This window comes from Synechococcus sp. H55.2 (assembly GCF_047462495.1).
Lineage (GTDB): Bacteria > Cyanobacteriota > Cyanobacteriia > Thermostichales > Thermostichaceae > Thermostichus.
Genome location: NZ_JANSJH010000012.1, coordinates 1 through 10,544, shown reverse-complemented (window position 1 = coordinate 10,544; position 10,544 = coordinate 1). Strand labels below are relative to the sequence as shown.

The following is a 10,544-nucleotide window of genomic DNA, read 5'->3' as shown; positions in this document are numbered from 1 at the left end:
AGAGACGGGGAGAAAGCCGTAATCGTAGGGCTCGATGGGCGGGTAGAGATCGCGCGCCATAACTTAAATTCTCAAATTCTCAAGGTCTCCGCAGGGCGATGGTGGCCTTGGGGGGGATCCCTTCTTGGAAGGTCTCGCCATCGGCGGCCACGATGATAAATTGCAGCTCCTGCCCCGGCTGGGCGCCCAAATTGCTCCAGGGAATGGCCACCTCCAAACAGGCATCCACCACCGCCTTCACCTGATGGTTGATGGGGTGCCAGCTATGGTACTCCCCTGCCTGCAAGAGCTGAGCCTCGACGGGTGCGGGATGCTGGCCGGTGCCAGGCGGCGGCAGCGACAGCTTCAACAGGTGGCGGTAGAGATAGTTGAGGGGGGCTTCTGCCGGCAACCCCTGCAGGGGAATGGGGCTGTTGACGGTAACGCGGTTGGGATAAAACCACAGCACCTGCAATTGCTTGGGCCGCTGCACCACCGAGTTAAAATCCAGCCGCAGATAGAGGTTGAAGTGATCGAACCCGTACCAGAGGCGGCGGACGACGCTGTTGCGGTGCATGGTTCCTCGGGCTGCGCCGATCTCCACCCGCCCGGCCTGGCTCCACTCCCGTTCGGCGGGGCGACCGTTGATGGTGGGATGGATAAACCCCTGCGGCAGGCGATCCCCCAGCCCGTCGTGATCCTCGAGGGGAAACTGCAGCGCCGCCGGCACCGCCTCTCCCAAAGCGGTGTAGAGGGCCTGTAGATGTTCCCGAAACAACTGGTCAAAAACGGCATCGTGGGCGGAAGAGTGGCCTGCCCCAAACCACCAGAACCAATCGGATCCCTCGGCGGCCCAGAGGGCTTCCCAGGCCTGGGGGGTGGCGTGAGGGTGATCCTGGATCACCTGGCGGGCTTGGGCAAGGAGCTCCCAGGCGCGGTTTTTGACGGGATCCCCAATCCAAGTGGTAAAGTCGGCCTCAATCCAGGAGCCGCTGTGCAATTGTTCGGCTGGCAGAAACTCCGTGGGGGGAAACTGATCCAAAAACTCCGACACCTTCACCAAGCGCAACGCCGGGTGCTGGCTGAGGCGGGCATAGAGGTTTTCCAGGAAGGGGCGGCCATCTTGGGGGTAGTACTCCCAGCAATTTTCCCCATCCAGGGCAATGGTGACCAGCCAGGGCTGGTCTTGGGGTAGGCGGTTGCGGATGCTCTCCAGGTGGCCGATGAGATCTTTGGCGGCAGCGTCGGCAGGCATGGCGCTGTAGCTAAAGCCAATGAGATCGGAAAGGCGGTGATCCCGAAAGATGATGGCCAAATCCCCTGCCTCGCTCTCCAGACGGTAGGGGCGGTAGAGCTTTTCCGGCTCGAGGATATGGCCCTGCCCGTCGCGATGAAAGGGTTGGCCCAAGCTCCAGCCCAGCACTCCCTCGTCGGAGATGATCCAATCAAAGCCTTGTTTCTGGATCAGGGGCACGATGGCGGGGCTGACCGCCTGCTCTGAAGGCCACAGACCCCGCGGATCGCGGCCAAAGCGCTCCCGGTAGATCTGCTTGGCCCGCTCCAGTTGGCTGTGGACATCCTGCTCCCAGTGGAAGGGGTAGCGGGGCAGGGGCAAGCCGGGCCGGGCCACCCGCGCCGAGCGCTCGCTCACCAGCAGGGGCAAGATGGGGTGGGTGTAGGGGCTGGTGGTCAACTCCAGTTGGCCGCTACTTTGCAATTTGGCGTGCTGGGGCAGGATGGCGGCCAGGATCTGCTGTTGCTTGGCGTAGATCCGCTGCCGATCCGCCAGGGTAAAGCCAGAACCCATCTTGATCCAGCTCTCGATCTCAGGATCCTCCTGGAAGAGGGGATCGAACCAGGAGAGGTTGTGCCAGGCCAGCAGGTCGCTGAAGTCTTGGGGCGTCCAGTACTGTAGGCACCAGTTGATCCCTTGCGATTCCCGCTGTTCGTAGAGCTGGCGGTAGCGGGGGTAGGGCTCAATCATGGTGGGGTAATGGCTGTCGAAGAAACGCTCGACAATGAAGCGCCGCTGCTCCGGGGTCAGCTTTTCGACAGGAGATAAAGTCAGCTCCAAATAGGGATCGAAAGCGGAGCCGGCCACGTAGTCTTCGATTTGCACAATGAGAGAGGGCACTAGGTTAACCGTTTGGTGCAGGCGGGGATAGCGCTCCAGCAGCAAAATTAAGTCCAGGTAGTCTTTGATCCCGTGTAGGCGCACCCAAGGCATGCGATATTTACCCGCCAGCGGGCTTTTGTAGAGGGGCTGGTGTTGGTGCCAAACCAGGGCAACATGCAGCGGGTAGGTCATGGGAGGCACGGGATCCGACCATCACCCGGATACTAGCCCATCTGTCCGGCTCCCGATCGTAAGAAACTCTGGAATGTTGAATGGTGGGGCTCCACCTGGATGGTGCCCACTGGGGGAAAACCTTGTCATTCGCCAGATTTCTCAGGACAATGGCGGCAAATGGAAGAGCTAAGTCATGACTGCTGCTACCCACGTCCTGGAACAGTCGATTGTTGTCTTTTCCCAAAACTACTTGCCCATTAGCCGGGTCAACATTAGGCGGGCGATTGTGCTGCTGCTGACGGGCAAGGCAGAGCCGCTGGCGATGATGGATGTGCCGGTGTGGAAGGTGCGCTCCCCCAGCCAGGTGATCGAGGTGCCCGAACACATCCGCCTGACCATCAAGGGCAAAGAGCGATCCTGGCGGGTGCCCCCTGTTACCCGGCGAGAGGTCTTGCGGCGGGATCACCACACCTGTCAGTACTGCGGCAGCACCCATAACCTGACCCTGGATCATGTCGTACCTCTTTCCCGCGGCGGATCCCACACCTGGGACAATGTGGTGACCGCCTGCGAACGCTGCAACCAGCGCAAGGGCAACCGCACTCCTGAAGAGGCCAATATGCCCCTCCTCAGCAAACCCCGTGCCCCCATCCACCCAACAGTGGCTTTTGCGGAGCAATTTTGGCGTGAGCACCAAAGTCGGCAAGAGTGACCTCCGCCCATCGCCAAGGCGGTACGCTCGCTGTTGGGCTTTTCCGGTCATTGCCAACGATGGGATCTTGCCACCGGTTCCCCGACAGCCCTTCCAATGAGAGGGTACTTTCCCACAGATGGTATTCGAGGGTTCTGAACGCGGCTTTGGAGACTGGCTACTCCATTTGTGGCAGCAGCCCCTGATCGCGGTGATCCGCCTCTGTAGCAGCCCAGACCAGGCTCTCCAGGGATCCACTCTGGCCATCCGGGCCGGGATCCGCCACATCGAGATCACCCCGCACGTTCCCCGCTATCTGGAGTTGATTGCCCAACTGCGGCAAGACCACCCGCAGTGTTGGATAGGGGTGGGCACCGTCTCCCATCGACAGATGGCGGAGCAGGCTTGGCAGGCGGGGGCCCAATTTTGCGTTTGCCCTTTTACGGACGAGAGCATTATCCGTTGGGGCCGGGAAGTGGGACTGCCCGTCGTGCCCGGTGCCCTTACCCCCAGCGAGATCTGGAAGGCATGGCAGGCGGGGGCAACGGCGGTCAAAGTGTTTCCGGCGGAGAGCATGGGGGGATCCCGCTACCTGCGTCATCTGCGACCGGTGCTGGGATCCCTGCCGTTGATCCCCACTGGGGGGGTGACCTTGGCCAAGGCAGCGGAATATCTGCAAGCAGGGGCCTGGGCGGTCGCCATTGCCGGAGATCTGTTTCCGACAGAGGATTGGGATCCAGACTGCCAAAAGCTGGAAAATCGGCTGCGCCAGGCGCTGCAACAGCTTGCCGAGCAGAGAAACAAAAACTGGCCCAACCTGAGCAAATCGGTAGAATAGGGTGCGTGGTGTGAGGGAGGCCGGCATGGGAGAGTTTCTAGATCTCTACCTGGAATTCCACATTCCAAGCCCGGTTGAAGAAGTCACTTGGCGCCATTGGTTCGAGATCTGGTTGCGGGAGCTGGGGGTACAGGAGCCGTGCGAGCTCAGCCTTTGCCTCACCTCCGATGATCACATTCGCCAGCTCAACCGCGAGTTTCGCCACCTTGACGCGCCCACCGATGTGCTGGCCTTTGCCGCCCAGGAGATGCCCGCCCCCGTCAAGCTGCACGAGATCACGGGGGTGCGCCTGCTGGGGGATATTGTGATTTCGGTGCCCACCGCCCGCTCACAAGCCAAAGCGCAAGGGCATCGGCTCTCGCAGGAGTTGGCCTGGCTGGCCAGCCATGGGTTGCTTCACCTGCTGGGGTGGGATCACCCGGATGAACGTTCTCTCCAGCACATGGTGCAGCAACAGCGACAGTTGCTCGCTGCCATCCAACTGGATGGAGGGGTAAGCCATGGCCAACAGTCCTAGTCGGCTGGCGGCGTTCCGGCGGCGCGTCCATTCCAAGCCCACCGGTATCGCTCCAGCGCCTTCCTCTGAGGTCGATCCCGCAGCCAATGCCGCGCCTTTGGAGGTGGATCCCTGGCGACGCCCCCCCTCTTGGCAGGTGGCCGACAACCTGGGCAAAAGTTTCTACTACGCGGGCAAGGGTTTGGCTTATGCAATCCGCACCCAGCGCAACTTCCGCATTCACATGGCGGTGGCGGCGGTAGCCTTCGGCCTTGGGCTGGGCCTGCGGCTGAGCGCTGCGGCAATGGCCCTGATCAGCCTGACCAGCGGTTTGGTGATGGCGCTGGAGCTGGTGAATACCGCTCTGGAAGCAGTGGTGGATCTCACCCTCGGCAGCAAGTATCATCCCTTGGCCGAGATCGCCAAAGATTGCGCCGCGGCAGCGGTGTTGATGGCAGCAGTGGCATCCCTGCTGGTGGCGGCTTGGCTCCTCCTCCCGCCTCTATTGCTGCTGCTGCAGGATGGCTTCCCAGCACCAGCCTGAGGAGCTTGGAGAGAGAGTTTTTTATCCAGCCGGCTGGGAGTGGATCACCACCCGTCCTCCCTGCCGATCCAAGCTGAGCGGTTTGGCTTCTGCTTCAATATCGAGCTGGGCCCAAGCGCTGACCATCGCGGCTCCCACCCGTTCCCGATTTTCGGGGGCGCAGAGGGCCAACAGGGTGGGGCCGGCTCCACTGATCACCACCCCATAGGCCCCGGCAGCTATGGCTGCAGCTTGAACCGTTTTGAACCCGGTGATCAGCTCCATGCGGGCCGGCTGGTGCAGGCGATCCTGCAGGGCCACCCTCAGCCAGTCCACCCGGCCCGACTGCAAGCTGCGAATGAGCAGACCCAGATGGCTGCTGGAAAAAACCGCATCCGCCAAGCTGACGGATTTGGGCAGGATCTCGCGGGCTGCTTGGGTGGAAAGCTTAAAGTTGGGCACCGCAACCACGATGCCAATGCTTTCGTGCCAATCCACCGGACAAAACACCCATTGCCCCTGCTGCCCCTGCACACAGAGCTGACAACTACCCTGCAGGGCGGGCACCACATTGTCTGGATGGCCTTCCAGGGCGATGGCCAGTTGTAGGAGGGTTTCGGGAGCTAGGTTGAGCGACCCGATGGCATTGGCTCCCAACAAGCCGCCGACAATAGCGGTGGCAGAACTGCCCAACCCCCGCGCCAGGGGCACGTTGAGGGTGATTTCGATTTCTACCCCCGGCACGGGCTTACTCAGCAACTCAAAAGCGCGGCAGAAGGCCCGGTACACCAGGTTGTCCTTGCTCTGGCTGATGTGGTCGCTGCCACGGTAGTGGATGCTGAGGCCAGAGGGGATCTCCCGAAATTGGAAGTGGTTGTAGAGCTCTAAGGCTGCACCAATGCAGTCGAACCCCGGCCCCAAATTGGCGGTGGTGGCCGGGACGATCACCTCGACTCGCTCTTTGACCAAGGGGACAGCTCCTCAGTGAACGATGGGCAACTCAAGGTCTACGGGCTCCCATTATCCTATGAACGACGGCCAGATCCCCACGACTACTCAGCCTGACGAGCTTCCGGGCTGTCCTGAAAAGCTTTTTATTCTTGTAACCTATGAGTTGAGTGCTGGGCATAGCGGGCCTGTTTCCACTCCGGCCATTGGCTCAACCCAGCAGGGATCCAAAAAGGAGGGGGCAGAGGCCTGCAGAAACTGTCTTGGTTGGTGTTGGGCTTGAGCTATCTCGGGCTGGGGCTGGGATCCCTGCCCCGGTTGCGCATGAACCGGGCCACGATTGCCCTGGTGGGATCCGCCTTGCTCATTGGCTTGGGGACCTTGTCGCTGCGGCAGGCTTGGGAGGCCATTGACCCCACCACGATCGTGTTTCTCCTGAGCATGATGGTGGTGAATGCCAGCTTGTCCTATGGTGGGGCCTTCCAGTTGGCTTTGCTGGGCCTGATTCGGGTGAGCCGTAGCCCCTTTGGCCTGTTGATCATGCTGGTGTTTGGCAGCGGCTTGCTCTCGGCTTTTTTGCTCAACGATACCCTGGCCCTGGTGTTTACTCCCCTCACTTTGCAGGTCACAACGGTGTTGGGGTTAAACCCGATTCCCTACCTGTTGGGCTTGGCGGCAGCCACCAACCTGGGATCCGTCGCCACCTTGAGCGGCAACCCACAGAACATTTTGATCGGCTCTTTCTCTGGGATCGGCTATCTGGAGTTTGCCGGCAAGATGACGCCCATTGCCGTGGTGGGGCTGCTGCTGGAGGTGGGGCTGCTGTGGCTCTATTACCCCCAGGTGCGCTCCTTGCAACCCTTTGCCCAGGTGCCTTGGCTGCCGCTGCGCCTCTACCCGCCCCTATTGCGCAAGAGCCTGGTGATCGCGGGGGGGCTGTTTGTGGCCTTCATAGCCGGACTTCCCTTGGCCGAATCGGCCTTGGTGGCAGCGGCCCTGTTGCTGATTACCCGCAGGCTGAAGCCGGAGCGATTTCTGGGGCAGGTGGACTGGAATTTGCTGGTGATGTTCTCCGGGCTGTTTATCTTGACGCGGGCAACGCGAGAACTGGTAGCCCTCTGGGGGATGAGCTTGGGGCCTTTGGCAGAGAGGCTGGTGGGATCCCCCCTCGCCCTGTTGATCGGTGTAGCCATTTTATCCAACATCATCTCCAATGTGCCGGCAGTGTTGTTGCTGCAATCCTTGGTTCCCCAACAGGAGACCACCACTTGGCTGTTGCTGGCTGCCGGCTCCACGTTGGCGGGCAATTTAACCCTGTTTGGGGCAGTAGCCAATCTAATCACGGTTGAGGCAGCCGCCAAAAAAGGGTACGTGCTCTCCTTTGGGGAGCATCTGCGCTTGGGTCTGCCCCTGACTCTGCTGACGCTGGGCTTCAGTGGGCTGTGGCTGGGCCAGCCCTTCCTGCCTTCTCCATCGCTCAGGTAACTTCTGCCCAGGGATCCAGCTTGTCGGGATCCCTGGGTGTGATGACTGGTGTTGCCGTCCTTGCGCTGGCACCAGCAGCCTCTCCTTCAGAGCTGTTGGTGGGTGTGGGGGTGCTGCTTGATGTTGTCAGCATCCTTCACTTCCATTGCCGTATTGAGGATCCGTCGCGGCTCGAGGCTGTGGTTGAGCTTAAACGCCCCCCGCTCGGGAGTACAAACTTGGTGCAGGGGGATGTGGCGAAACTGGGGCTTGCTGCGATAGGTGCGGGCCGCCGCTTGCAGCCGCTCCACAAAATCTTCTCCCAGCACCACCCCCGCCGGGAAGACATCGGCGGGCAAAGTCGGGGTCCCGTTGTTCACGATCTCGGCATAGGTTGTGGCGTAGAGGAGACAATAGGAAGTGCTGCGGCCCTCTTGGGCCAGGCAGTCCAAGGCGGCAGCGGGCAACGGCTCGGCCACCAGGACTTCCCGCAGGTGACCGTCCTCATCTCGCTGGAAGCAGGTGGCCACTCCCAGCACCACGTATTCCAGCCCTTGGACGGGGTGAGTTTGCGCCGTATTCGACATCGAGGCCATCTCCAAGCAGGGTTTGCGGTCGAGCGCCCTCGACCAGGGGGTCGTCCTCACAATAGCAACAACTCTTGCCTCGGGCAGCGGGGGCTGTTGCAAGATAGGAAGCGGATCCCAGTCCGATCCAAGCTCTGGGCGAGGTCAGCGGTTGGCTGCAGGGATCCAAAATTTGCTTTACTGTAGCGAAGCGGGGTCAGTGTTGCCTGAGAGAAACAAGGGCTCCAGGCAGCTTTGGCAACCCTCGATTCATCATTTGGGAACTTCCAAGGGTCCGACTATGGCGGATGGCGAATACAAGCCTGGGCTAGAAGGCGTTCCGGCCACGCGCTCTAACATTAGTTTTGTCGATGGCCAGGTAGGGATCCTGGAGTATCGGGGCATTCCCGTTGAGGAACTGACGGCCCACAGCACCTTTTTGGAGACGGCCTATCTGCTGATCTTCGGCAAGCTGCCGACGCAATCCGAGCTGAACAACTTTGACCAGGCCGTCCGCAGCCATCGGCGGGTCAAATACCGCATCCGCGACATGATCAAGTCGTTTCCTGAGTCGGGCCACCCGATGGATGCCCTGCAAACCTGCGTGGCAGGCTTGGGGATGTTCTATCCGGTGCGGGAGGCGGATCCCGACTATGTGTTTGGCACGGTTACCCGTCTGCTCGCCAAGCTGCCGACCATGGTGGCCATGTTTCACCAGATGCGCCAGGGTAACGATCCCATCCCCCCCGACGACAGCCTGGATCATGCCGCCAATTTTCTCTACATGCTCTCCGGCAAGAAGCCGGATCCCTGGCTGGCCCGCATCTTCGATACCTGTCTGATCTTGCACGCCGAACACACGGTCAACGCCTCTACCTTTGCCCTGCTGGTAAGCGCCTCTACCCTGGCCAGCCCCTACAGCAGCCTGGCCACGGCGGTGGGCACCCTTTCGGGGCTGTTGCATGGGGGGGCCAACCAACAGGTGATGAGGCTGTTGCGGCAAATCGGCTCGGTGGAAAATGTGCGCTCGTTTATCGAAGAGAAGCTGGCCAAAAAAGAGCGCATCATGGGCATGGGCCATCGCGTTTACAAGGTGAAGGATCCGCGGGCCACCATTCTGCAGCGGCTGGCCGAGGAGCTGTTCGAGCGCTACGGCCACGACAAGTACTACGACATCGCCCTGGAAGTGGAGCGGGTGTGTGCGGAGCTGCTGGGGCCCAAAGGAATTTACCCCAACGTGGACTTCTACTCGGGGTTGGTCTACGCCAAGCTAGGGATCCCGGAAGATTTGTTTACGCCGGTATTTGCCATTGCCCGGGTGGCGGGTTGGCTGGCCCATTGGCGGGAGCAGTTGTCGGATAATCGGCTCTTCCGACCCACCCAGGTGTACACAGGTGAACGCCAGCAACGCTACATCCCCATCGAGGAGCGGGGTTGAGAGCGGTTTGACAGAGCACTGGGCCGGGATCCAAACTCAATAGAGCCCAAATGCGTGGGTGAGGTGGTGCGTTGAGCCCTTTGGATTCTCCCCTTTGGCGAGACGGGTTCACCCTCTTCTTGAGCATTGTGGTGCAGGCCATGCCGTTTTTGCTCTTGGGGGTGTTTCTCTCCGGGCTGATGGCCGTGTTCGTAGAGGGATCCCAGTTGGCTCGTTTCCTACCCAAAGGCAAAATCGGCAGCGCGGTAGCCGGTGGCGCCCTGGGGTTCTTTTTTCCGGTGTGCGAATGCGGCAATCTGCCCGTGGCCCGGCAACTGGTGATCAAAGGGATCCCACCCTATGTGGCGGTGGCTTTTTTGTTGGCAGCGCCGGTGTTTAACCCGGTCGTGATCTTCTCCACGTGGATTGCCTTTCGCAGCATGCCGGAGCTGGTGGTCTACCGGGTTCTTTTTTCTTTTGGCATTGCGGTGGCCATCGGCTTGCTCTTCAGCGTGCAAAAAGATCTGGAGCCTTTGTTGCAACCGGCGGTCTGGCGAGAGCTGCAGCGCAACCGCTGCCAAGAGGCAGCTCTGAAAAGCACCTCCTGCTCGCCGTTGTTGCAGGGGGGCACCTTTTGGATTGGATCCCAGGGCCATGCTCAAGGGGCTGCTGGCGGATCCCTGGCCACTCTGCAGACTGCCGAAGAGGTGTATCGGGCAGCGCTGGCCGCTGCCCCTGCTCTCTCTTGGCGGCAAAAGGGATTGTTGCTGCTGCAAACCTGGGCTAGAGAGATTCGCGAGCTGGGATCCGTGCTCATCCTGGGTTCGGCGATGGCGGCCTTTGTGCAGACGGTGATCCCGCGTTCGTTTGTTCTAAATTATGGCCAAGATGAACTGGTCTCGATCCTGATCATGATGGCCCTGGCCGGGATCATTTCTATCTGCTCGACGGTGGATGCCTTTTTTGCCCTCTCCTTTGCCGCCACCTTCACGCCGGGATCCCTGTTGGCCTTTATGGTGTTTGGGCCGATGGTGGACTTGAAGGCCATTGGCTTGATGCTGACTTTGTTCAGGCCCCGCGCCATTTTCTACTTGGTGCTCCTGACTTTTCAGTTCACTTTAGTAGGGGCTTTGGCCATCAATTACTGCGCCAGTTAACTCGCCTGCTCCTGCATTTGCTCAACGTAAGGCGCGGGATTCCCCACCCGGGTGGGGAGGGATAGCGCCTCCTGACTGATTCTGGATATATCGCTTCACAATTTCTAGAGGTGCACCTCAGCATGAGACAATGCACTTAGAATCATGCCAAAGCTTAGCCTTTCCCCAGTACACT

At 60.5% G+C, this 10,544-nt stretch carries 10 protein-coding genes; 7 read left to right on the top strand and 3 right to left on the bottom strand.

What is annotated here, in order from left to right; all coding sequences use genetic code 11:
• Window positions 1–79: 79 nt before the first annotated feature.
• Window positions 80–2,287, bottom strand: coding sequence for a glycoside hydrolase (locus tag NW844_RS02915; protein WP_414333322.1), 2,208 nt, complete (start codon window positions 2,285–2,287; stop codon window positions 80–82).
• Between the two features lie 175 nt (window positions 2,288–2,462).
• On the opposite strand from NW844_RS02915, the gene NW844_RS02910 reads away from it, so the two are divergent.
• The 4 genes from NW844_RS02910 (at window position 2,463) to NW844_RS02895 (ending at window position 4,838) form a co-directional block, all read left to right on the top strand.
• The gene (locus NW844_RS02910) at window positions 2,463–2,981 is read left to right on the top strand and encodes an HNH endonuclease (protein WP_414333320.1); all 519 of its coding nucleotides are present in this window, start codon (window positions 2,463–2,465) and stop codon (window positions 2,979–2,981) included.
• Between the two features lie 166 nt (window positions 2,982–3,147).
• A complete protein-coding gene (locus NW844_RS02905; protein WP_414333318.1) occupies window positions 3,148–3,798 on the top strand; it encodes a bifunctional 4-hydroxy-2-oxoglutarate aldolase/2-dehydro-3-deoxy-phosphogluconate aldolase in 651 nt (216 codons plus the stop codon).
• Between the two features lie 25 nt (window positions 3,799–3,823).
• Window positions 3,824–4,315 carry an rRNA maturation RNase YbeY gene (gene ybeY / locus NW844_RS02900; protein ID WP_414333316.1) on the top strand — a complete coding sequence of 164 codons (492 nt, stop codon included), beginning with the start codon at window positions 3,824–3,826 and terminating at the stop codon, window positions 4,313–4,315.
• Window positions 4,299–4,838: a diacylglycerol kinase family protein gene (locus tag NW844_RS02895; RefSeq protein ID WP_414333314.1), complete on the top strand. Its 540-nt coding sequence runs from the start codon at window positions 4,299–4,301 to the stop codon at window positions 4,836–4,838. Before ybeY ends, NW844_RS02895 begins: the two co-directional genes overlap by 17 nt.
• 21 nt (window positions 4,839–4,859) lie before the next feature.
• Here NW844_RS02895 and thrB read toward each other — a convergent pair whose 3' ends face one another.
• Window positions 4,860–5,786, bottom strand: a complete 927-nt coding sequence (gene thrB, locus NW844_RS02890) for a homoserine kinase (protein ID WP_414333312.1) — start codon at window positions 5,784–5,786, stop codon at window positions 4,860–4,862.
• 249 nt (window positions 5,787–6,035) lie between these two features.
• Here thrB and NW844_RS02885 point away from each other — a divergent pair, with 249 nt between their 5' ends.
• Window positions 6,036–7,250 (top strand): anion transporter, encoded by a 1,215-nt coding sequence (locus tag NW844_RS02885; protein ID WP_414333368.1) that lies wholly within the window; start codon window positions 6,036–6,038, stop codon window positions 7,248–7,250.
• A gap of 86 nt (window positions 7,251–7,336) precedes the next feature.
• Here the strand turns inward: NW844_RS02885 and NW844_RS02880 are convergent, their stop codons facing one another.
• Window positions 7,337–7,816, bottom strand: coding sequence for a hypothetical protein (locus tag NW844_RS02880; protein WP_414333310.1), 480 nt, complete (start codon window positions 7,814–7,816; stop codon window positions 7,337–7,339).
• Between the two features lie 280 nt (window positions 7,817–8,096).
• Between NW844_RS02880 and NW844_RS02875 the strand changes: the two genes are divergently transcribed.
• A complete protein-coding gene (locus tag NW844_RS02875; RefSeq protein WP_414333309.1) occupies window positions 8,097–9,233 on the top strand; it encodes a citrate synthase in 1,137 nt (378 codons plus the stop codon).
• 80 nt (window positions 9,234–9,313) lie between these two features.
• Entirely contained in the window at window positions 9,314–10,369 is a 1,056-nt protein-coding gene (locus NW844_RS02870; RefSeq protein WP_414333307.1) for a permease, read from the top strand.
• Window positions 10,370–10,544: the final 175 nt, after the last annotated feature.

Bases quoted from the DNA above. Each gene is read 5' to 3' on its own strand.
- NW844_RS02910 (WP_414333320.1), top strand. From the start codon at position 2,463: ATGACTGCTGCTACCCACGTCCTGGAACAGTCGATTGTTGTCTTTTCC.
- NW844_RS02915 (WP_414333322.1), bottom strand. From the start codon at position 2,287: ATGACCTACCCGCTGCATGTTGCCCTGGTTTGGCACCAACACCAGCCC.
- NW844_RS02880 (WP_414333310.1), bottom strand. From the start codon at position 7,816: ATGTCGAATACGGCGCAAACTCACCCCGTCCAAGGGCTGGAATACGTG.
- NW844_RS02895 (WP_414333314.1), top strand. From the start codon at position 4,299: ATGGCCAACAGTCCTAGTCGGCTGGCGGCGTTCCGGCGGCGCGTCCAT.
- ybeY (WP_414333316.1), top strand. From the start codon at position 3,824: ATGGGAGAGTTTCTAGATCTCTACCTGGAATTCCACATTCCAAGCCCG.
- NW844_RS02875 (WP_414333309.1), top strand. From the start codon at position 8,097: ATGGCGGATGGCGAATACAAGCCTGGGCTAGAAGGCGTTCCGGCCACG.